13 protein-coding genes are annotated in these 22,774 nt (G+C 65.0%); 6 read left to right on the forward strand and 7 right to left on the reverse strand.

Annotated elements, in window-relative coordinates; genetic code table 11:
• Positions 1 to 693 (forward strand): AMP-binding enzyme (locus tag VGH68_RS18065; RefSeq protein WP_331605034.1); only part of this gene is annotated, 693 nt, incomplete at its 5' end.
• An 806-nt stretch (positions 694 to 1,499) separates the two neighbouring features.
• On the opposite strand, the gene VGH68_RS18070 is transcribed toward VGH68_RS18065, so the two are convergent.
• A complete protein-coding gene (locus VGH68_RS18070) occupies positions 1,500 to 2,291 on the reverse strand; it encodes a transporter substrate-binding domain-containing protein (RefSeq protein ID WP_331605035.1) in 792 nt (263 codons plus the stop codon).
• Between the two features lie 282 nt (positions 2,292 to 2,573).
• On the opposite strand from VGH68_RS18070, the gene hemE reads away from it, so the two are divergent.
• The 5 genes from hemE to VGH68_RS18100 all read left to right on the forward strand — a co-directional run bounded on the left by hemE (position 2,574) and on the right by VGH68_RS18100 (position 14,055).
• Complete coding sequence (gene hemE, locus VGH68_RS18075) at positions 2,574 to 3,674, forward strand: uroporphyrinogen decarboxylase (protein ID WP_331605036.1); 1,101 nt, start codon at positions 2,574 to 2,576, stop codon at positions 3,672 to 3,674.
• Positions 3,675 to 4,138: 464 nt separating this feature from the next.
• Complete coding sequence (locus VGH68_RS18080; RefSeq protein ID WP_331605037.1) at positions 4,139 to 6,385, forward strand: primosomal protein N'; 2,247 nt, start codon at positions 4,139 to 4,141, stop codon at positions 6,383 to 6,385.
• 169 nt (positions 6,386 to 6,554) lie between these two features.
• A complete protein-coding gene (locus VGH68_RS18085; RefSeq protein WP_331605038.1) occupies positions 6,555 to 7,997 on the forward strand; it encodes a YeiH family protein in 1,443 nt (480 codons plus the stop codon).
• 892 nt (positions 7,998 to 8,889) lie between these two features.
• Positions 8,890 to 12,819, forward strand: a complete 3,930-nt coding sequence (putA, locus tag VGH68_RS18095) for a trifunctional transcriptional regulator/proline dehydrogenase/L-glutamate gamma-semialdehyde dehydrogenase (protein ID WP_331605040.1) — start codon at positions 8,890 to 8,892, stop codon at positions 12,817 to 12,819.
• Between the two features lie 87 nt (positions 12,820 to 12,906).
• Positions 12,907 to 14,055: a branched-chain amino acid ABC transporter substrate-binding protein gene (locus tag VGH68_RS18100; RefSeq protein WP_331605041.1), complete on the forward strand. Its 1,149-nt coding sequence runs from the start codon at positions 12,907 to 12,909 to the stop codon at positions 14,053 to 14,055.
• Positions 14,056 to 14,155: 100 nt separating this feature from the next.
• Here the strand turns inward: VGH68_RS18100 and VGH68_RS18105 are convergent, their stop codons facing one another.
• From VGH68_RS18105 to VGH68_RS18130, 6 genes are all read right to left on the reverse strand, one after another.
• Complete coding sequence (locus VGH68_RS18105) at positions 14,156 to 15,874, reverse strand: thiamine pyrophosphate-binding protein (RefSeq protein WP_331605042.1); 1,719 nt, start codon at positions 15,872 to 15,874, stop codon at positions 14,156 to 14,158.
• Between the two features lie 251 nt (positions 15,875 to 16,125).
• A complete protein-coding gene (locus VGH68_RS18110) occupies positions 16,126 to 17,514 on the reverse strand; it encodes an L-serine ammonia-lyase (protein WP_331605043.1) in 1,389 nt (462 codons plus the stop codon).
• A 26-nt stretch (positions 17,515 to 17,540) separates the two neighbouring features.
• Complete coding sequence (locus tag VGH68_RS18115; RefSeq protein WP_331605044.1) at positions 17,541 to 18,671, reverse strand: alginate lyase family protein; 1,131 nt, start codon at positions 18,669 to 18,671, stop codon at positions 17,541 to 17,543.
• A gap of 176 nt (positions 18,672 to 18,847) precedes the next feature.
• The gene (gene gcvP, locus VGH68_RS18120; RefSeq protein ID WP_331605046.1) at positions 18,848 to 21,784 is read right to left on the reverse strand and encodes an aminomethyl-transferring glycine dehydrogenase; all 2,937 of its coding nucleotides are present in this window, start codon (positions 21,782 to 21,784) and stop codon (positions 18,848 to 18,850) included.
• Between the two features lie 129 nt (positions 21,785 to 21,913).
• Positions 21,914 to 22,294 carry a glycine cleavage system protein GcvH gene (gene gcvH, locus VGH68_RS18125; protein ID WP_331605047.1) on the reverse strand — a complete coding sequence of 127 codons (381 nt, stop codon included), beginning with the start codon at positions 22,292 to 22,294 and terminating at the stop codon, positions 21,914 to 21,916.
• Between the two features lie 62 nt (positions 22,295 to 22,356).
• The coding region (locus tag VGH68_RS18130; protein WP_331605048.1) for a glycine cleavage T C-terminal barrel domain-containing protein at positions 22,357 to 22,774 on the reverse strand (418 nt) is incomplete at its 5' end.

Genomic DNA, 22,774 nt, shown 5'->3' on the forward strand with positions numbered 1-22,774 from the left:
GAAACGATGAAGAAGGTCGTCTCGAAGATGCATCTGGGTGAGATCACGATCGCTTACGGCATGACGGAGACGAGCCCAGTGTCGTTCCAGAGTTCGACGACGGATCCGCTCGACAAGCGGACCACGACTGTGGGCCGCATCCAGCCGCATCTCGAAGTGAAGATCATCGATCCGCTTGGCCACATCGTGCCGCTCGGCGAGACCGGCGAGCTTTGCACGCGCGGCTACTCGGTCATGCTCGGCTACTGGGGCGACGACGCGAAGACGCGCGAAAGCATCGTCGACGGTTGGATGCACACCGGCGATCTGGCCACGCTTGATAGCGACGGATACTGCAATATCGTCGGCCGCCTGAAGGACATGCTGATTCGCGGCGGTGAAAATATTTATCCACGGGAAATCGAGGAGTTTCTGTTTCGCCACCCGAAGATTCAGAGCGTGCAGGTGTTCGGCGTGCCCGACGCGAAATATGGCGAGGAAGTCTGTGCATGGGTCGTCCTGCGCTCAGGCGAACAGGCAACGGCGGAAGAGGTCCGCGCGTTCTGCGAGGGACAAATCGCACACTACAAGGTGCCGAGATACGTGCGTTTCGTTGACGAATTACCGATGACCGTGACCGGCAAGGTGCAGAAATTCATCATGCGCGAAAGGATGATCCGTGAGTTGAAGCTGGAAGAAAGCAAGACGGCATGAGGGGGCCGCGGCGGTCGCGTCAGCCGACGGGAATAATGATGGTGGCAGACCGCGCGGTGGCCTTGGTACCCTGCGCAAACGTTTGAGCAGGCGAAAAAAAAGCGGGCCTGGAGCCCGCTAAAAACCACACGCTACGGGGTTAGCGCGAGGAGACCAAAGTTGGAACCGACTATCACGGCGACCCTGCGCCGACTACGGTCCCAGCAGGGATGCCCCTTCTCAGGGCTTCGGCAGCGCCGACCGGCAGATGCATCGTATCCGCTCACACCACGCACCCAGCCACATCCGTGTTGAAACCGTTGAAGGCATTGTGGGCGAATTACTCTACTGGCGCGGTAACAAAGTGTTTCAGGTTGTAACGCCCGCCAGGCAAGGCGCTGCGGGATTTATTGCTAAATTTTCGGCTTCGGAACGCCGTTTTTACCGATGACTGGAGGGTAATTCGATGCGACGGATCGATGCGTTTTCACGCGCCTCTCGCGTTGTTTCGAGATCAATCGATCGCTCGTGAAGTGGTTAGCCGTGCATCGTTGGTGCGGCCAAATGCACGTGTCGCCGCACCATCATGCATCCCCGATTTCGTCTGCCGAAAGCGTAAGGACGTGCGGCGCACAGCGCTTCGTTGCCGTCGGTTGCGAACGTTAAAGGGGAGGATGGAACCGTCCGACGCAAGATGGGCCGGTCTTTTTTCGGCCTGCCGCAGGCCGGTCGGTTACATCCTCCCTAGCGAGAGAGATCTGCCGACAGTCGAAGCTGGCCGCCCTGCGAAGCGAAAAATTGGGGGTGGCCAGCCAGCGCTACTAGCTTCACTTCAGCCATTTATCCGAGATGGCCTGATATTCGCCGGTCGCTCGCGCAAGATGGAGCCACTGGTCGACGTACTGCTGGAATGCGACGTCTCCGCGCGGCAGCAGCCACGCCTTCTCACCGTACTGGAACGGCTTGTCTGGGTGCACCGAACACAGACCCGGATTCAACTTCTGCTGCAGCAGTGTCTCCGACGCATCCGTCACCATGACGTCCGCCTTGCCCGCGAGGATCTGCTTGAAGATCGTCACGTTATCCGGATAAACGGTGACGCTCGCGTGCGGGAAGTACTGCTTCGCGAAACGCTCGTTGGTGCCACCCGGATTCACGATGACTCGTACGTTCGGCTGGTCGATCTGGGCGACCGTCTGGAACTTGTTGACGTCGTCACAGCGGACGATCGGTGTCTTGCCGTCGATCATATAAGCCTGCGTAAAAAACGCGTGCTTCTGGCGATCCAGCGTGGGCGATACGCCGCCGATGCCGATGTCGCATTTGGCGACAAAGTCGTTCATCAGATTCGACCATGACGTCTTGACGAACTCCACCTTCACGCCGAGCGATTTGGCGAGCGACTCGGCCATGTCGATATCGATACCTTCGAACTGCCCGTCCCCTTTGTAAAACGAATACGGCTTGTAGTCGCCGGTCGTGCAGGCGCGCAGCGTGCCCCGGCTCATGATGTCGTCGAGCCGGGAAGGCGCGGCGGCCGTGCTTTGCGCGCTGGCTACGCCCACGTGCATCAGAAAGCCGGCGAGAGCGCCGAGCATTGCGAGAGCTGCCCTGTTCATCGAGTCTCCTTGTTGTGTGTAGTTAATTGGTAAAGCTGCCGGATAGTAGCCCGGCAACGCGAGCTTGAACATTAGCCATTCAGCCAGGTCGGGATGATCCGGCCGCGACAGCGAACGCGCAAACCCATGCCCACCGCGCCCGCGGCACACGCAGCCCCTCGCGGTTAAACCCGTGAGCCCCACACCAGGCCATCCGCCCCACAGTTATTGCCCCACTGACGTGCATTGAGGCGGGCAGGCTCCGGTAAAATGCTCCATTGCCCTCAGCCTCAGCAGTCCCACGTGCCCCATCAACTCCTGAACGACACTTTTCTGCGCGCGCTGCTGCGCCAGCCGACCGACTACACGCCGATCTGGCTGATGCGCCAGGCTGGCCGTTATCTGCCGGAGTACAACGCCACGCGCACTCGCGCGGGCAGTTTTCTCGGCCTTGCGAAGAACCCGGCTTTCGCGACGGAAGTCACGTTGCAGCCGCTCGAACGGTATCCGCTCGACGCCGCGATTCTGTTCTCCGACATCCTGACGGTCCCCGACGCGATGGGCCTGGGGCTGGAATTCGTCAACGGCGAGGGGCCGAAATTCGCCCACCCGGTGCGCACTGAAGACGACGTCGCGCGCCTCGCGGTGCCGGATATCGACGCGACGCTGCGCTATGTGACCGACGCGGTGCGCGAGATCCGCGTCGCGCTCAAGGACGCGCAAGGCCGCCAGCGCGTGCCGCTGATCGGTTTTTCGGGTAGCCCGTGGACACTCGCTTGCTATATGGTCGAAGGCGGCGGCTCGGCGGACTTTCGTACCGTCAAGTCGATGCTCTATGCGCGTCCCGACCTGCTGCACCGGATTCTCGACATCAACGCGCGCTCGGTCGCGGCTTATCTGAATGCGCAGATCGAAGCCGGCGCGCAAGCCGCAATGATTTTCGACACATGGGGTGGGGCGCTCGCGGACGGCATCTATCAGCGCTTCTCGCTGCACTACATTCAGCAGGTAGTCGCGCAGCTGAAGCGCGAACACGACGGCGCAAAGATCCCGGTGATCGCTTTCACGAAGGGCGGCGGCCTGTGGCTAGAGGACATCGCCGCGAGCGGCGTCGACGCGGTCGGCCTCGATTGGACCGTCAATCTCGGCCGCGCGCGCCAGAGCGTCGGCGGCAAGGTCGCGCTACAGGGCAACATCGATCCGTCGGTGCTATTTGCGCCGCCCGCTGCGATCCGCACGGAAGTGCGCGTTGTGCTGGACAGCTTTGGCAACCATCCGGGGCACATTTTCAACCTCGGCCATGGCATCTCGCAATTTACGCCGCCGGAGCATGTCGCCGAGCTGGTCGACGAGGTGCATCGCCACAGCCGCGCGATTCGCAGCGGCGCGCACACTCCGGTGTGATGCCGTAATCGTTACCAGTCTTGCTGCATTGCAGCGAGCTGGGCTCTGCGTCTAGGACCGAACCTGCCGCGGAGAGGCCGTCAGATGTGGGTTTCGCGAATGTCAAGACTTGACTTATGCACATTCGCCACGTTGCGGCGCAGTACAAGCCTTGATCGCGCTGCGACCCTTGCGCACTGTCGACACATCTGATCTAAGCCTTGTCTGGCAAGGGTTTGCGGGGGACGCGAGGAAATGTGCGAAAGCCCACAGAAGGCCGCCCGGAGGCCGTTTGGGGCCTCCACGAGCGAAGTTTTCAACAAAGTTATCCACAGGCGCCGAGCCGATTTGCAATTGTTCAGCGGAATCCAAAACTTAGCGGCGAATTTAAAGTTTTACTTTAACTTCGGCGCCGCCGCCTCGTTCGATGGCGTCCTAGAGTCGCGGCTTCACTTCGTCGCGGCTGGTTTCGTCCATCACGCCGCGTGAGCGACCTGTTCGTCCGCGTCGCGCTCGACCATCCTCTGCCGACCTTGTTCGACTATCGCTGGGGCGCGCCCGAGGCCGCCGTGCCGGGTACGCTGGTCAGCGTACCTTTCGGCAAGCGGCATGTGGTGGGGCTCGTATGCGAAGTAGTCACTCACAGCGAGGTGCCAGCTGAGCGCCTGCGAGCGGTGGACAGGATTTGCACCGCGTGTCCGCCGGTGTCCGCGCACTGGATCGCGCTCGCCAAATTCGCCGCGGACTACTACCAGCGGGGCCTCGGCGAAGTGGCGCTGCCCGCGTTGCCGCAGGCGTTACGCGATGCGTCGCGCTGGGCGCGGCTGTTCGCCCCGGAAGAACGCTACCAGCTGACGCCGGAGGGCCGTGCGGCGCTGCCCGACGCGCTGCCGGCCCGCGCGACGGCACTCCGGGCGCTCGCACAGGCGCTGGCCGAGCGCCACTTCCTGCTTGCCGCTGACGCCCGCGCGCTGCACCCGAAGGCACTCGCGGCCCTCGACACGTGGCAGGGGGCCGGCTGGGTCCAACGCGATGTGATCGAAGCCGCCGCGGTGCCAGCTTCCGCGGCATCGCCGGACGCACCGGCGCCCACCCTCCCCACGCTCACCGACGAACAGACGATGGCTGTCGAAGCGATCCGCAACGCGGACGGCTTCGCACCGTTCCTGCTGCACGGCGTGACGGGCAGCGGCAAGACCGAGGTCTATCTGCGCGCGCTCGCCGACATTCTCGCCGCGAAGCCCGACGCGCAGGCACTCGTGCTGGTGCCCGAAATCAACCTGACGCCGCAGTTCGAGGCGGCCTTCCGCGCCCGCTTTGCCGCGCTCGACGACACCGCCATCGTTACGCTGCACAGTGGTCTGGCGGAAGGCGAGCGGGCCCGCAACTGGTTCGCCGCGCACACGGGCCGTGCGCGCATCGTGCTCGGCACGCGGCTCGCGGTGCTCGCGTCGTTGCCGCATCTGTCGATAATCGTGGTCGACGAAGAGCACGACCCGGCCTACAAGCAGCAGGAAGGGCTGCGCTATTCGGCGCGCGATCTCTCGATTTATCGTGCGAAGCAGCTTGGCGTGCCGGTCGTACTGGGCTCGGCGACGCCGTCGCTGGAGAGCTGGTGGCAAGCCGATCAAGGGCGCTACCAACGACTCACGCTGTCGCGCCGGGCCGTCGCCGAGGCCGTGCTGCCCCCGGTGAAGCTGATCGACCTCGAAGACGAGCGCCGTCGTGGCCGGGCGTCGCTCGACGGCCTGTCGGGGCCCCTGATCGCCGCGCTCAAAACCCGGCTCGAACGCGGCGAGCAGAGCCTCGTGTTTCTGAATCGTCGCGGCTACGCGCCACAACTCGCCTGCGACGCCTGCGGCTGGGTCGCCGGCTGCCCACGCTGCAGCGCCTACGTCGTGCTGCACAAGCCCGAGCGCGCACTACGCTGCCACCATTGCGGCTGGGAGTCGCGCATCCCCCGTTCGTGTCCGGAATGCGGCAACGTCGATATCGCGCCGATGGGGCGCGGCACGCAGCGCGTCGAGGAAACGCTCGCGAGCGCGGTGCCGGGCGCCCGCGTGCTGCGCATCGATGCGGACAGCACGCGCCGCAAAGGCAGCGCGCAGGCGCTGTTTTCGGACGTGCACGCGGGCGAAGTCGATATCCTCGTCGGCACGCAGATGATCGCAAAGGGGCACGATTTCCAGCGCGTGTCGCTGGTCGGTGTGATGAACGCCGATACCGCGCTTTTTTCCCACGATTTCCGCGCCAGCGAGCGTCTTTTTGCGCAACTGATGCAGGTGAGCGGCCGCGCGGGCCGCGCGGGCCTGCCGGGCGAAGTGCTGGTGCAGACGCGCTATCCGCGTCACGCGCTGTATCACGCGCTAAGCCGCCACGACTACGTCGGCTTCGCCAATGCGACGCTCGCCGAGCGGCGCGACGCCCATCTGCCGCCGTTCGTCTACCAGGCGCTGCTGCGCGCCGAGGGGCGCACGCTCGAAGCAGCGCTCGCCTTTCTGCAGCAAGCTGCCGCCGAACTCGCCCGTCTCCCCGTCGCCGAGCGCGTGACCGCGTATGACGCGGTGCCGCTCACGATCGTCAAGGTGATGCACGTGCACCGCGCGCAGCTGCTGATCGAAAGCGCATCGCGCGCGGCGCTGCAGGCCACGCTGCGTGCGTGGCAGCCGCTGTTGCGCGGCCTGAAGGGCGTGTTGCGCTGGAGTCTCGAAGTCGACCCGCTCGACATCTGACGCCAGCGACCAGCCGCCGCGCGCCATACTTCTTTGCGTCATATTCATAGAGCGAATGATCGTTTCGCTTTGCCCGGGCGCTCACCTATAGTCGCCAAACCGGCGCAATTTCGGACAAACGACAACAACTTCGCGCCGGTGCCACTTAACTTCTAGCGGGGCATCTGCAATGAGCGACACCCATCACAGCGTGCCGGGGAGCGGCGCGCCGGTCCAACGGCAAGGTACACAAAGCACGCAGACCACGGCAACGGGCGGCGGCTTCTCGCTGACCGAAGACTGGCTTGCCGCCGCCGTCGGCCTGCTCCTCATCGTGATTGCCTGGGCATTGTTCGCGACGGGCGGCAGCATCAAGTGGCTCGCGGTGGCGCCGGCCAAATGGTCGAACATCGGTCAGGCCGCGCAAGACTTCGCCCGGCATCTTCCAGGTTACGTCGCGCTGTTCGTCACGTTTGGGCTGTTATTTGGCGCAAGCGTCACGCTGCTCAGGCAACGCGCCGGAGCGTTTCTGTCAGCGTTCCTGGTCGTGTTCGTGGTTTCCGCGCTGATCCTGATACTGGGCGCGTGGGTGAATGCGTCGAAGTACAACCTCGAGCCGCCGCTCGTCGCACTGGCACTCGGGCTCATCGTGTCGAACGTGTTTACTCTGCCGCAATGGCTGTCGGCCGGACTGCGCGTCGAGTTCTACATCAAGGTGGGCATTGTGCTGCTCGGCGCGACGCTGCCGTTCACGTTGCTCGCGTGGGCCGGGCCGGTGGCGGTCGCGCAAGCGACCATCGTGTCGCTCGTGACGTTCTTCGTGATCTTCTTCGCCGCGCGGGCGTTCGGGCTCGACCGGCGCTTTGCCGCCGTGCTGGGCGTCGGCGGCGCCGTATGCGGCGTGTCGGCGGCGATCGCGATTGCCGGCGCGGTGCGTGCGAAGCGCGAGCAAGCGTCGGTTGCGATTACGCTGGTCGTGCTGTGGGCGATCGTGATGATCTTCGTGCTGCCGTTCGCGTCGCGCTCGCTCGGGCTGTCGACGGCCGTCGCTGGCGCATGGATCGGCACCTCCGAGTTCGCCGACGCGGCCGGCATCGCGGCCGCGCAGGCTTACGGTGATTTCGCGCGGCAAGCGGGCGGCGCGCTCGCCGGTGTACCGGATGCGTCGTTGCAGGCGTTCACGCTGATGAAGGTGGTGGGCCGCGATATCTGGATCGGCATCTGGGCGTTCGTGCTCGCGCTGGTCGCGACGACGCGCTGGGAGGCGCAGGACAGCGGCGTAACGGCGCGCGCGAATCCCGGCGAGATATGGGCGCGTTTCCCGAAGTTCGTGCTCGGATTCGTGATCGCGTCGGCCCTGGTGACGTGGATCGCGAGCCATTACTCGCTCGCCGACTATCGCAAGGTCGTCACGCCGCAGTTCGTCGCGCCGATCACGGTGCTGCGCACGTGGGCGTTCACCTTCTGTTTCCTCAGCATCGGTTTGACGACGCGCTTCCGCTCGTTGGCGGCGACCGGGCTCAAACCGTTCCTCGCGTTCACGGCGGGCGTCGCGGTCAATGTCGTGATTGGCTATGTGCTATCCGCCCATGTATTCGCGTCGTACTGGAACAGCCTGGGGCAAGGCTCGTGAAGACGTCGATGCCGGGCGAACGCTTCGCGCGCGCGGCGACGACCGCGCACGTGCCGTGCTGCGCGGCTTGCGTGCATCGTGTGGAGAATCGGGATGCGCTCGAGCAGCGCATTCCCGGCCTCGTGAGCTTCAGTTCGGGATTTGGCGCGAGCGTGGCCGATAGCCGGCTGTGTCGTCTGCATGACCAGCTCGTGTCGCCTCGCGATCGTTGCGCGCGATTCGAACCAGCCGCGCGGACCCAAACGCTTTTACCGCGCTGAGCCCGGCCGAATTCTGACGCGGGTTCACGCCACCCGTCGTCCCCTAGGTCCCCGGCATCAATGCCGCGCACCCGCGCGCGCAGTGGCTCATCCGCGGGGCGCGCCGCGCGCGCCGATTCCGGTCAATCGTTCGTCGCGGTTCGCGCCGTCTTCGCCGCCGGTCCACGCGATCCCGCTCGCGCGCGCTGTTCCTCTTCCTCCAGCTCGTGCCTGGTGGAGCCGCCGGTCGCGCCTCGAATGAAGAACACCGCACAAGCCGCGCACATCAACCAGATGCCGACTATTACCAGCCACTTTTCCATCTCACCAACCCTCGGGAACCCCGTTTATCTTTTTGCGCGCCTTGAACCGCGAACGGTTCGGGCCGCCTGCCGCCGCCTTTGCGTCCTTCTGTATATCGGCGCGTGAAGTCGTTTGATAAGGCTTATTGAGAAAAGAATCACGCCAGGGAAACTACCGATCGCAACCGCGCTGCAGCGAGCGTTGGCCGCTGGCCGCAAAGCCACGCCGCTTAAGGGTTTTAGCGGGGTGCAACCGACCGTTCCGTTTGGTTGCACCTTTTTATTTGAAGGCGTACGATTCGGCCAACTTAGTCTTTCATCAGGCCTGCGCCTGATCTCAAAGAAGGAAACATGGCTAGCACCACCCTTGGCGTCAAGGTCGATGACCTCCTGCGTTCCCGGCTCAAAGATGCCGCTACCCGTCTCGAGCGCACCCCGCACTGGCTGATCAAACAGGCGATCTTCGCGTACCTCGAAAAGATCGAGCATGGCCAGCTACCCGCTGAACTGTCCGGCACCACCGGTTCCGCGGACCTCGCCGATGGCGCGGCGGTCGACAACGACGAGGACGGCGCATCGCACCCATTCCTCGACTTCGCGCAGAACGTGCAGCCGCAGTCGGTGCTGCGCGCGGCGATCACCGCCGCATATCGCCGTCCGGAACCGGAGTGCGTGCCGTTCCTGCTCGGTCAGGCGCGTCTGCCGGTCAATCTCGCCAGCGACGTGCAAGCAATGGCCGGCAAGCTGGTCGAGACGCTGCGCTCGAAGAGCAAAGGCGGCGGCGTCGAAGGGCTGATCCACGAATTCTCGCTGTCGAGTCAGGAAGGCGTCGCGCTGATGTGTCTCGCCGAAGCGCTGCTGCGCATTCCCGATCGCGCGACCCGCGACGCGCTGATTCGCGACAAGATCAGCAAGGGCGACTGGAAATCGCACGTCGGCCAGGCACCGTCGCTGTTCGTCAACGCGGCGACCTGGGGGCTGATGATCACCGGCAAGCTGGTGACGACCAATAGCGAGACGAACCTGTCGTCGGCGCTCACGCGGCTCATCGGCAAGGGCGGCGAGCCGCTGATCCGCAAGGGCGTCGATATGGCGATGCGCCTGATGGGCGAGCAGTTCGTGACCGGCGAGAACATCTCCGAGGCGCTCGCGAACAGCCGTAAATACGAAGCGCGCGGCTTCCGCTACTCGTACGACATGCTCGGCGAGGCAGCGACCACCGAGGCGGACGCGCAGCGGTATTACGCGTCGTACGAGCAGGCGATCCACGCGATCGGCAAGGCCGCCGGCGGCCGGGGCATCTACGAAGGGCCGGGCATCTCGATCAAGCTGTCGGCGCTGCATCCGCGGTACTCGCGCGCGCAGCAGGAACGCACGATGAGCGAGCTGTTGCCGCGCGTGCGCTCGCTGGCGATCCTCGCGCGCCGCTACGACATCGGTCTGAATATCGACGCAGAAGAGGCGGACCGTCTCGAAGTGTCGCTGGATCTGCTCGAAGCGTTGTGCTTCGATCCGGAACTGGCCGGCTGGAACGGCGTCGGGTTCGTCGTGCAGGCGTACCAGAAGCGCTGCCCGTTCGTGATCGACTACCTGATCGATCTGGCGCGCCGCAGCCGTCACCGCATCATGGTGCGGCTCGTGAAGGGCGCGTATTGGGACACCGAAATCAAGCGCGCACAGGTGGACGGCCTCGAAGGCTATCCGGTCTACACGCGCAAGGTCTACACGGACGTGTCGTACCTGGCCTGCGCGAAGAAACTGCTCGGCGCGCCGGATGCCGTATATCCGCAGTTCGCGACGCACAACGCGCATACGCTGTCGGCGATCTACTACCTCGCCGGCAACAACTACTATCCTGGTCAGTACGAGTTCCAGTGCCTGCACGGCATGGGCGAACCGCTGTACGAAGAGGTCACGGGCCGCGACAAGCTGAACCGCCCGTGTCGCGTGTACGCGCCGGTCGGCACGCATGAGACGCTGCTCGCGTACCTCGTGCGCCGTCTGCTGGAAAACGGCGCGAACACGTCGTTCGTCAATCGGATCGCCGACGAAACGGTCGCGGTCAAAGACCTGATCGCCGACCCGGTCGAGGAAGCGTCGAAGATCGTGCCGCTCGGCGCGCCGCACGCGCGCATTCCGCTGCCGCGCCACCTGTACGGCGCCGAGCGTCTCAATTCGATGGGCCTCGATCTGTCGAACGAACATCGGCTCGCGTCGCTGTCCTCCGCGTTGTTGGCGAGCGCGCATCATCCGTGGCGCGCCTTGCCGATGCTTGGCGACGACGAGACCGTCGCGGGGGCCCCTCGCGACGTGCGCAATCCGGCCGACCAGCGTGACCTCGTCGGGACGGTCGTCGAAGCGAGCGCCGAGCAGGTGAGTGCAGCGCTCGCTCACGCGGTGGCCGCCGCGCCGATCTGGCAGGCGACGCCGGTCGAAGCGCGCGCCGATTGCCTCGCGCGCGCGGCCGATCTGCTCGAAGCGCAGATGCATACGCTGATGGGCCTGGTGGTGCGCGAAGCCGGCAAGTCGCTCGCAAACGCGGTGTCGGAGATTCGCGAGGCGATCGACTTCCTGCGCTATTACTCGACGCAAATCCGCGACGAGTTCTCGAACGACACGCATCGGCCGCTCGGTCCGGTCGTCTGTATCAGCCCGTGGAATTTCCCGCTGGCGATCTTCATGGGCCAGGTGGCCGCCGCGCTCGCGGCCGGCAACACGGTGCTCGCGAAACCCGCCGAGCAGACACCGCTGATCGCCGCGCAAGCGGTGCGGATTCTGCGTGAGGCCGGGGTTCCGGCCGGCGCGGTGCAACTGCTGCCGGGTGACGGGGAAACGGTTGGCGCGGCGCTCGTGGCCGATCCGCGCACCCGCGCGGTGATGTTCACCGGCTCGACGGAAGTCGCGCGTCTGATCAACAAGACGTTGTCTGGGCGCCTCGATCCGGACGGCAAGCCGATTCCGTTGATCGCGGAAACCGGTGGCCAGAACGCGATGATCGTCGACTCGTCGGCGCTCGCCGAGCAGGTGGTAGCCGACGTGCTGCAATCGTCATTCGACTCTGCCGGTCAACGATGTTCGGCGTTGCGCGTTCTTTGTCTACAGGACGACATCGCGGACCGCACGCTGGAGATGCTGACGGGCGCGATGCGCGAGCTGGCGGTCGGCAATCCGGACCGTCTGTCGACCGACGTCGGCCCGGTGATCGATCTCGACGCGAAGCGCGGCATCGACGCGCATATCGCGGCGATGCGCGAGAAAGGCCGCAAGGTCGAGCAACTGCCGCTGCAGGACGGCGCGGCGCAGGGCACCTTCGTGCCGCCGACGCTGATCGAGCTCGACAGCATCGACGAACTGAAGCGCGAAGTGTTCGGCCCGGTGCTGCACGTGGTGCGTTATCGCCGCAGCCAGCTCGACAAGCTGCTCGAACAGATCCGCACGACCGGTTACGGTTTGACGCTCGGCATCCATACGCGTATCGACGAAACGATCGCGCATGTGATCGGCCGCGCGCACGTGGGCAACATCTACGTGAACCGCAACGTGATCGGCGCGGTGGTCGGCGTGCAGCCGTTCGGCGGCGAAGGCTTGTCGGGCACGGGGCCGAAGGCGGGCGGCGCGCTGTATCTGCAGCGTCTGCTGGCAACGCGTCCGGCCGGTTTGCCGAAGTCGCTCGCGCAGGCGCTGGTGGTCGAAACACCGCAGAGCGCCGAAAACCGCGAGAATCCTGCGGCCGCATTGAGCACGCTACGCGACTGGCTGATCGCCGAGCGCGAGGCGCAACTGGCCGCGCGCTGCGACGGGTATCTCGCGCACGTGCCGGCGGGCGCAACCGCGGTGCTGTCCGGGCCGACCGGCGAGCGCAACACGTACACGCTCGGTCCGCGCGGCACGGTGCTGTGCATCGCGTCGACCGCGAGCGGCGCGCGCGTGCAGCTGGCCGCCGCGCTGGCGACGGGCAATCGCGCGTTGTTCGAAAGCGCGGCCGGAGAGCAACTGGTGGCCCAGCTGCCCGCGTCACTGAAGCCGTACGCGAGCGTGAAGAAGAGCGCCGATGCATCGTTCGACGCCGTGTTGTTCGAAGGCGATAGCGACGAACTGCTCGCGCTCGTGAAGGAAGTCGCGAAGCGCCCGGGGCCGATCGTGTCGGTGCAGGGTGTCGCGGCCGGCGCGCTCGCGAGCGGCGACGAAGACTACGCACTCGAGCGTCTGCTCACGGAGCGCTCGGTCAGCGTGAACACCGCGGCAGCAGGCGGCAATGCAAATTTGATGACGATCGGTTGAGCGAACCTCGGCGATCGATTCAATAGAAAGGAAGCGGCACGGCCACCCCGGATCCGCTTCATCCACACCTGGTATCTAGGAGAACCTATGCAACAAAAAATGAAACAGCTGGCAGGCGCAGCGCTGGTTGCGGCCATGTCGCTGGCGGGGACGGCCAACGCTCAATCGACGGAAGACGTGAAGGTGGGGTTCGCCGGGCCGATGACGGGCGCGCAGGCTCACTACGGTAAGGACTTTCAGAACGGCATCGTGCTCGCGGTCGAAGACTTCAACGCGACCAAGCCGGTGATCGGTGGCAAGCAGGTTCATATCGTGCTCGACTCGGCCGATGACCAGGCCGACCCGCGCACCGGTACGACCGTCGCGCAAAAGCTGGTGGATGACGGCATCAAGGGCATGCTCGGCCACTTCAACTCGGGCACGACGATTCCGGCGTCGCGCATCTACGCGAACGCGGGCATCCCGCAGATCGCGATGGCGACCGCGCCCGAATACACGCAACAAGGCTTCAAGACGACCTTCCGCATGATGACGTCCGACACGCAGCAAGGCTCGGTCGCTGGCGCGTTCGCGGTGAAAAACCTCGGCATGAAGAAGATCGCGATCGTCGACGACCGCACCGCTTACGGCCAGGGTCTCGCCGATCAGTTCGAAAAGGCGGCGAAGGCCGCGGGCGCGACGATCGTCGATCGTGAATACACGAACGACAAGGCTGTCGACTTCAAGTCGATCCTGACCAAGCTGAAGTCGGCGAACCCGGATCTGATCTACTACGGCGGTGCGGATTCGCAAGCGGCGCCGATGGCCAAGCAGATGAAGCAGCTCGGCGTGAAGGCGCCGCTGATGGGCGGCGAAATGGTCCACACGCCGACCTTCATCAAACTCGCGGGCGACGCGGCGAACGGCACGGTGGCTTCGCTCGCCGGCCTGCCGCTCGAAGAGATGCCGGGCGGCAAGGCCTATGTGGAGAAGTACAAGAAGCGCTTCAACGAAGACGTGCAGACGTACTCGCCGTACGCGTACGACGGCGCGATGGCGATGTTTACCGCGATGAAGACCGCAAACTCGACCGATCCGGCCAAGTACCTGCCGGTGCTCGAGAAGACGTCGATGCCGGCCGTGACGTCGGCGAATCTCGCCTACGACGCGCACGGCGATCTGAAGAACGGCGGTATCACGCTGTACAAGGTCGTCGATGGCAAGTGGACGACGCTGCAAAGCGTGGGCGGCAAGTAAGCCTTTTCGCGCTGTCTGGCTTGAAGATAAGAAACCCCGCCTCGGCGGGGTTTTTTTCCGACTGCGTTTTTCGCAACACGCTGTCAGGCCGTGCGACGTGTCACTCGCCGCGCAGCTTCTTGCCCTGCTCGCGAATCTGTTCCAGCGTCGCCCCCGGCGTGCTCGCTTCCTGCGGCATCCGAATCTCGATCAGCGCCGGCGACTGCGAATTTATCGCGCGTTGCAGCGCGGGCAGAAAGTCCTCGGTGCGCTCGACCGTTTCCCCATGCACGCCAAACGAGCGCGCGAACGCGGCGAAATCGGGATTCGTGAGGCCGGTGCCATGCACGCGATGCGGATAGTGCCGCTCCTGATGCATGCGGATCGTGCCGAAGTGGCCGTTGTTCACGACGATGAAGACCACGCGCAGGTCGTACTGCATTGCAGTAGCCAGTTCCTGCGCGGCCATCATGAAGCAGCCGTCGCCGGCTAGTGCGACGACGGCACGCTGCGGATACAGCGATTTTGCCGCGAGTGCGGCCGGCACCCCGTAGCCCATCGCGCCGCTCGTCGGCGCAAGTTGCGAGCGGAAATGCCGATACGAAAAATGCCGATGCAGCCAGGTCGCGTAATTGCCCGCGCCGTTGGTGAGAATCGCGTCTTCGGGCAGCTGCGCGCGCAATTGCTGGATCACTTCGCCCATCTGCACGTCGCCGGGAATCGCGCGCGGCTTGCGCCATTCCAGATACGCGCGATGCGCTTCTTCCGCGGCGCCGCTCCATGCGAGCTTCGCCGACGACGGCCTCAGCTCCGCGAGCATCGCCGCCAGCTCGGGCATCCCGGAGACGATCGGCAGATCGGCCGCATACACACGCCCCAATTCTTCCGCACCCTGATGCACATGCACGAGCGTTTGCTTCGTCTTCGGGATGTCGAGCAGCGTGTAGCCGTTGGTGGTTGCTTCACCGAGACGCGGGCCGAGCGTGAGCAGCAGATCGGCATCGCGAATACGTTGCGCGAGCGCGGGATTGATGCCGAGGCCGACATCCCCCGCGTAGTTTGGATGCTCGTTGTCGAACGTGTCCTGGAAGCGGAACGCGAGGCCGATCGGCAATTGCCAGCTCTCGATGAAGCGCCGCAGGTCCGCGCATGCGGCGGGCGTCCAGCCGCTGCCGCCGGCGATCACCATCGGCCGTTGCGCGCGTTCAAGCAACTCGCGCAGTTTCGCGATCTGAGCGGTCGACGGCGACGCCGCCACGCGCTGATATGCCGGCGCGGCGGGCACGGCGTCGCATGCGTCGCTCAGCACGTCTTCCGGCAGCGATAGCACGACAGGACCTGGCCGGCCAGACGTCGCCGTGTGAAACGCATGGCTCAGATATTCTGGAATGCGCTTCGGATCGTCGATCTGCGCGACCCACTTGGCCATCTGACCGAACATGCGCCGATAGTCGATCTCCTGAAATGCCTCACGATCCAGATGCTCGCGTGCACACTGGCCGATCAGCAGGATCATCGGCGTCGAGTCCTGAAACGCGGTGTGCACGCCGATCGATGCATGCGTCGCGCCCGGTCCGCGCGTAACGAGCGCAACACCGGGCCGGCCGGTCAGCTTGCCGACCGCTTCGGCCATGTTCGCCGCCGCGGCTTCGTGACGGCAGACGATCGTCTGGATGCGTTCGGTTTCGTCGTGCAGCGAATCGAGCACAGCGAGAAAGCTTTCGCCGGGCACGCAGAAAACGCGCTCGACGCCATGCGTGAGCAATGCATCGACGACGAGACGCGCGCCGGTCGTGCGCGCGGTGTGGGAATCGGAAACGGGAGCATTCGGCAGCGACATTGCGAAGAAGCCTCCTGACAGTGCTGGGGTGCGATGGAATGAGGCCGCATCGGCGTAACACGCTAGTAGGCGATCGCGCGGCCGATGGGCGCTTCGACAGCTTACGCCGGGCAATGGGGCGCTGTCACGGCGCGGCGCAACTGTGGCGTGCGTCCATGCAGAGGCATCGGGACACGCATCGCGCTGATGCACAAATAAAAAAACGCGGGCCACGTGGCCCGCGTCTTACGCAATCAAATGCCGCGACCCACTCAACACTCGACGATATTCACCGCGAGCCCGCCGCGCGACGTTTCCTTGTACTTGGTCTTCATGTCCGCGCCGGTTTCGCGCATCGTCTTGATGACCGAATCCAGCGACACGTAATGGCTGCCGTCACCGCGCAACGCCATGCGGGCCGCGTTGACCGCCTTCACCGATGCCATCGCATTGCGCTCGATGCACGGAATCTGCACCATGCCGCCGACCGGATCGCAGGTGAGCCCAAGGTTGTGCTCCATGCCGATTTCGGCGGCGTTCTCGACCTGCTTCGGCGTGCCGCCCATCACCGCGGCGAGCGCGCCCGCAGCCATCGAACAGGCGACGCCCACTTCGCCCTGGCAACCGACTTCGGCGCCGGAAATCGACGCGTTCAGCTTGTACAAAATGCCGATCGCCGCGGCCGTCATCAGGAAGTCGATCACGCCCTGTTCGTTCGCGCCCGGCATGAAGCGGGTGTAGTAATGCAGCACCGCCGGAATGATGCCGGCCGCGCCGTTGGTCGGCGCGGTCACGACGCGTCCGCCCGCGGCGTTTTCCTCATTGACGGCGATCGCGTACAGATTGATCCAGTCGACCATCGACAGCGGATCCTGCAGCGCGCGCTCCGGATGCTCGGTCAGCGCGCGATACAGTTGCGGTGCGCGCCGCTTCACCTGGAACGGCCCAGGCAAGTGACCATCGGCGGCTGGATTATTGATACCGCAACCGCGCGCGACGCACGATTGCATCACGTCCCAGATCTTCAGCAGGCCCGCGCGCGTTTCTTCGTCGGTGTGCCAGACGCGCTCGTTCTCGCACATCAGCTGCGCAATGCTTTTGCCGGTCGATGCGCACAGCGCGAGCAACTCATTGCCGCTGCGGAACGAATGCGGCAATTGATCGACGGCGGAGAGCACCTTGGTATTCGGCGCGCCGGCCGTCACGACGAAGCCGCCACCCACCGACAGATAGGTCGCTTCGCGCAGCATCGCGCCTTGCGGGTCGAACGCGTACAGCTTCAGCCCATTCGGATGCTCGGCGAGCGCCTGGCGATAAAAAGAGATGTGATCTTTCTGCACGAACGGCACGTCGTGCCTGCCGAGCAGCGCGAGCTTGCGCGATGCGCGCACCGCGTCGAGCCGCTCCGAGATGGTGTCCGGATCGACCGTGTCGGGCGCGTCGCCCATCAGGCCGAGCATTACGCCGCGATCGGTGCCGTGCCCTTTGCCGGTCGCGCCGAGCGAGCCGTACAGATCGACTTTCACCGACGCGACCGCGTCGAGCAGACCATCGCGATCGAGCCCCTGGGCGAACATCAGCGCGGCGCGCATCGGCCCGACCGTGTGCGAGCTGGACGGACCAATGCCGATTTTGAAAAGGTCGAAGACGCTGACTGCCATGTACTGCTCCCTGCCGATAAAAGAGGTTAGCGCGCCGCCAGCGGCAAGCAGACGGCGAGCCACGCGGGCGGCGTCTGTGCTAGCTGCAGCGCGACTGGCGTAAAGCGCCCATCGAGACGCGCCGCCAGGTGAAACAGTTCGGTCGCGTTCTTCGGGTCCCATTGGCCCGAATAGCCGGGCAAGCCGGCCTCGCGACGTTTGGCATCGAATGGAACGCTCGAGTGCACGAATTCGTCGTGCGTCTGGCTGCCGGTTGCAAACGGTTCGAGCCAGTTCAGCGCAGCGAGCAGCGTCGCGCCGTTCGCGCCTTTCTCCTGCAGCCAGTTGCGATTGTGGCGGCGCGCGGCCAGTGCGGCAGTGACGAGCGGCTGCAGATCGTAGGTCACATAGTGCAGCGCGTCGCGCTCGCTGAAGTCGATCGTGGAGCCGTTCGGCGCGATGTTGTCGCCGATATGCTCGATAAACAGCCGCTGCGCGGTGTTGATCATCTTGCGATTGTCGAGCGTGAACGCGGCCATCGAGATCAGCTTGATGCGGTGACTTTGCCAATTGTTGCGGAACGTGCCGGTGAGCGGTCGCGGCTGCGCGTCGATCTGCGCGATATAGCCATTGGCGAGCCTGGTCAGAAAGGCCATCGCCGCGTTGCGCGTTTTGACCGGCAATGCGCTCGCGGTCATGTCATACGCGAGGATCAGTCCTTCGAAACGGGTTTCGTCGATCGGATTGAAGCTCGGCTGATACGTGGTGACCCATGCATACAGCAGACGATCGACGAGCTTCAGAAAACGGTCGTCGCTAGTTGCGCGCCACGCGAGCGCGGCGTCGCGCAACAGATCGAGATCTTTCTCCGCGTCGACGCTCTGGTCATAGATGCCTTCGTGCGGCAGCGTGCCCTCGGTATGCAGCTTCGCGAGCGCATGCGGCTGCTCGTTCAGATGGGCTTGCACGTTGCTGACAAGTGCCTTCACACCAGGGTCGGCATTGGTGCGCTCGCTGGTTTGCAACGCGGGCGCCGCGCAGAAGTTCATCGCCGCGTGCGCGTGCCGCGGCGGCAGCAACGCGGCCGCGCCAGCCAGCAGCACCACCGAGGCGGACCGCCATCGACGGGCCGGTGCTGCTTCGGCCGGGCTTTGCATCAATCGCACCTTTCGCGCCATGCGGAACTCCTCGTTAGGCTGATTCGGTGTGTGATGTTAGCCGTTTGCGACCCTGAACGACAGAACCGCCGATGCGAGGCTGCCGGAGCCCGCGCGTCGCCGTGCCGCCTGCTCGGCGCGTTGCTTCCGTGCGAGGCGACGGGCGATGCGCATGGTGCTGCGCTGCCTCGCGCTCGTTACTCGTAATCGGCGACCGGCACGCAGGAGCAGAACAGATTGCGGTCGCCGTACACGTTGTCCGCGCGGCCGACCGGCGGCCAGTACTTCTTCGCGATCAGCGTCTTCAGCGGATACGCGGCGGCTTCGCGCGAGTATGCATGCTTCCAGTCGTCCGCGACGACCACGGCCGCGGTGTGCGGCGCATGCTTCAGCGGATTGTCTTCGCGATCGGCCCGGCCTTCCTCGACCGCGCGGATTTCGTCGCGAATCGCGATCATCGCTTCGATGAAGCGATCGAGCTCTTCCTTCGACTCCGACTCCGTCGGCTCGACCATCAGCGTGCCCGGCACCGGGAAGCTCATCGTCGGCGCGTGGAAGCCGTAGTCGGCCAGACGCTTAGCGACGTCATCGACGGTGATGCCGCTGGTTTCCTTGATCGGGCGCAGGTCGAGAATGCACTCGTGCGCGACGAGGCCGCCGGGGCCCGAGTACAGCACCGGATAGTGCGGCGCGAGCTTGTTGGCGACGTAGTTCGCGTTGAGGATCGCGGTTTCGGTTGCGGCGCTCAGGTTCTTCGCGCCCATCATCGCGATATACATCCACGAGATCGGCAGGATCGACGCGGAGCCGTACGGCGCGGCCGATACCGCGCCGATACCGTTCTGCGCGCGTGCGTAGCCCGACGAAGTCTGGTTCGGCAGGAACTGCGCGAGGTGCGCGCCGACGGCGACCGGACCGACGCCGGGTCCGCCGCCGCCGTGCGGAATGCAGAAGGTCTTGTGCAGGTTCAGGTGCGACACGTCGCCGCCGAACTGACCCGGCGCGCACAGACCGACCATCGCGTTCATGTTCGCGCCGTCCACGTACACCTGACCGCCGTGCGCATGCACTATTTCGCAGATTTCACGGACGTTCGCTTCGAACACGCCGTGCGTCGACGGATACGTGATCATGATCGCCGCGAGTTTGTCCGCATGTTGCGCGGCCTTCTTCTTCAGATCCTCGGTATCGACGTTGCCTTGCGCGTCGCATGCGACCACCACGACCTGCATGCCGGCCATCTGGGCGGACGCGGGATTCGTGCCGTGCGCCGACGCGGGAATCAGGCATACGTTGCGATGCGCTTCGCCGCGCGACGCGTGGTACGCATGGATGATCAGCAGACCCGCGTACTCGCCTTGCGAGCCCGCGTTCGGCTGCAGCGACACCGCCGCGTAGCCGGTTGCGGCCACCAGCATCGCTTCGAGCTGATCGATCATTTCGCGGTAGCCGACGGTTTGCCCGGCCGGTGCGAACGGATGGATCTGGCCGAATTCGGGCCACGTGACCGGCAGCATTTCCGAGGTCGCGTTCAGCTTCATCGTGCAGGAGCCGAGCGGGATCATCGAGCGGTCGAGCGCGAGGTCTTTGTCCGCGAGGCTGCGCAGATAGCGCAGCATTTCCGTTTCGGAGTGGTGGCGGTTGAACACGTGATGCGTGAGATACGCGCTCGTGCGTTCGAGCGCGGCCGGCACCGATGCGGCGTTCGACGCGCTCAGCACGGCGTCGAGTGCATCGACTTGCGGGACGTCTTTCGCCCCGGCGGCTTGTGCGAACACCGCGAGCAGATCGGCGAGATCGCCGCGCGTGGTGGTTTCGTCGACCGATACGCCGACTTGCGTGTCGCTGACGCGACGCAGGTTGATCCGCCGCGCGTTCGCGGCGTCGTGCAACGCTTGGGTGCGCGGGCCGGCGTTGAAGGTCAGTGTGTCGAAGAAGGTGTCGTTCGCGAGCGTGTAGCCGAGTTGCTTCGCGCCCTCGGCGAGCAGCGCGGCGACGCGGTTCACGCGCAGCGCGATCGCCTTCAGACCGCGAGGGCCGTGATAGACCGCATACATACTGGCCATGATCGCGAGCAGCGCCTGCGCGGTACACACGTTCGAGGTCGCCTTCTCGCGGCGGATGTGCTGTTCACGCGTTTGCAGTGCGAGACGCAGCGCGGGGTTGCCCTGCGCATCGACGGTCACGCCGACCAGACGCCCCGGCATCTGCCGCTTGAATTCGTCGCGCACCGCAAGGTAAGCGGCATGCGGCCCACCGAAGCCGACCGGCACGCCGAAACGCTGCGTGTTGCCGACCGCGACGTCCGCGCCCCATTCGCCCGGCGGCGTGAGCAGCGTCAGCGCGAGCAGATCCGCGGCGACGACCACATGGCCGCCGGCCGCGTGGATCGCTTCGGTCAGCGCGCGGTGGTCGCGCACGTCGCCGTTCGCGCCCGGGTATTGCAGCAGCACGCCGAATGCATTTGCGTTCGCGGCTTCGGCGGCTGGGCCGACCTTCACGTCGATGCCGACCGGCGTCGCGCGCGTCTTCACCACTTCGATGGTTTGCGGCAGCACGTCGTCGGCGACGAAGAACACGTTCGACTTCGGCTTGCCGACGCGTTGCAGCAGCGTCATCGCTTCGGCGGCGGCGGTCGCTTCGTCGAGCAGCGATGCATTCGAGATCGCGAGGCCGGTCAGGTCGGCAATCATCTGCTGGAAGTTCAGCAGCGCTTCGAGACGGCCCTGCGAGATTTCCGGCTGATACGGCGTGTACGCGGTGTACCACGCCGGATTTTCCAGCACGTTGCGCAGGATGACCGTCGGCGTGTGGGTGTTGTAATAGCCTTGGCCGATGTACGAGCGGAACACCTGGTTCTTGTCCGCGAGTTCGCGCAGCGCGGCGAGCGCTTCGGCTTCGCTCTTCGGTTGCGTGAACGGGCCGAGCGGCAGCGTCTCGGTGCGGCGGATCGTCTGCGGAATGACGGCGTCGATCAAGGCTGCGCGCGACGCGAAGCCGAGCGCTTCGAGCATCGCTTGCTGGTCGGCCGTATCGGGGCCGATATGCCGTTCGGCGAAGGCGTCGTGCACTTCGAGCGCGGCGAGCGAGAGAGGAGTGCGGTTCATCGGACGATCCGGGTGTTCGAGCTTCATGGTGTTCCTGGCGATGCGGCGCACGCTGTTTCGCGAGCGCCGCACCTGACGGTTAAAACGGAATGCGAGTCGGGCGACAAGTCGAACCGCCACTCGGGCGGTGACTCAGGCGGTGACCCAGCCAGTGACTCAGGCGCCGATCGACTTCTCGTACGCGCCCGCGTCGATCAGGCGATCGAGCGACGCATCGGCGGCCGGCTTGATCTTGAAGAGCCAGCTGTCGTACGGCGTGCTGTTGACCGAATCAGGCGAGTCGGCGACAGCGGTGTTCGCTTCGATGATTTCGCCGGAGACCGGCGCGTAAATGTCGGAGGCGGCTTTCACCGATTCGATCACGGCGACGGTGTCGCCCGCGGTCACGGACTTGCCCAGTTCCTGGACTTCGAAGAAGACGATGTCGCCGAGCGCTTCCTGCGCGTGGTCGGTGATGCCGACCGTCAGCGTGCCGTCCGCTTCGGTGCGGACCCATTCGTGCGATTCGGTGTATTTCAGATCGGCCGGGATGCTCATCGGATGCTCCTAATGCGGTGGGTTCGGGTATGACTTGAGTAGGGTGAGCGTGCGCGGGCCGTTTAGACCGCCAGCACCTTGCCGTTGCGCACGAACGGCAGTTTTACCACGCTTGCGGGACAGGCTTTGTCGCGGATCTGGACCTGCACGGTGTCGCCGGGCTGCACGCCTTTGGGCACGCGCGCAAAGGCGATCGATTCCTGTATCGTCGGTGAGAACGTGCCGCTGGTGATTTCGCCTTCGCCATGCGGCGTGACGACTTTCTGATGCGCGCGCAGCACGCCTGGGGCCTTGCCGTTTTCCTTGCGCAGGATCAGGCCGACGAACGCGGCCCGCGAACCGTCAGCTTCCAGCTTGGCGCGACCGACGAAGTCGCGCGGCGCAGTCAGGTCGACGGTCCATGCGAGGCCGGCGTCGAGCGGCGAAACGGTGTCGTCCATATCCTGGCCGTACAGGTTCATGCCCGCTTCGAGGCGCAGC

This window comes from Paraburkholderia sp., from assembly GCF_036488505.1.
Lineage (GTDB): Bacteria > Pseudomonadota > Gammaproteobacteria > Burkholderiales > Burkholderiaceae > Paraburkholderia.

Excerpts from the sequence above, each read along its gene's own strand:
- VGH68_RS18085 (WP_331605038.1), top strand. The coding sequence starts at position 6,555 with ATGAGCGACACCCATCACAGCGTGCCGGGGAGCGGCGCGCCGGTCCAA.
- VGH68_RS18115 (WP_331605044.1), bottom strand. The coding sequence starts at position 18,671 with ATGGCGCGAAAGGTGCGATTGATGCAAAGCCCGGCCGAAGCAGCACCG.
- VGH68_RS18105 (WP_331605042.1), bottom strand. The coding sequence starts at position 15,874 with ATGTCGCTGCCGAATGCTCCCGTTTCCGATTCCCACACCGCGCGCACG.
- VGH68_RS18110 (WP_331605043.1), bottom strand. The coding sequence starts at position 17,514 with ATGGCAGTCAGCGTCTTCGACCTTTTCAAAATCGGCATTGGTCCGTCC.
- VGH68_RS18070 (WP_331605035.1), bottom strand. The coding sequence starts at position 2,291 with ATGAACAGGGCAGCTCTCGCAATGCTCGGCGCTCTCGCCGGCTTTCTG.
- gcvH (WP_331605047.1), bottom strand. The coding sequence starts at position 22,294 with ATGAGCATCCCGGCCGATCTGAAATACACCGAATCGCACGAATGGGTC.
- putA (WP_331605040.1), top strand. The coding sequence starts at position 8,890 with ATGGCTAGCACCACCCTTGGCGTCAAGGTCGATGACCTCCTGCGTTCC.
- VGH68_RS18100 (WP_331605041.1), top strand. The coding sequence starts at position 12,907 with ATGCAACAAAAAATGAAACAGCTGGCAGGCGCAGCGCTGGTTGCGGCC.
- gcvP (WP_331605046.1), bottom strand. The coding sequence starts at position 21,784 with ATGAAGCTCGAACACCCGGATCGTCCGATGAACCGCACTCCTCTCTCG.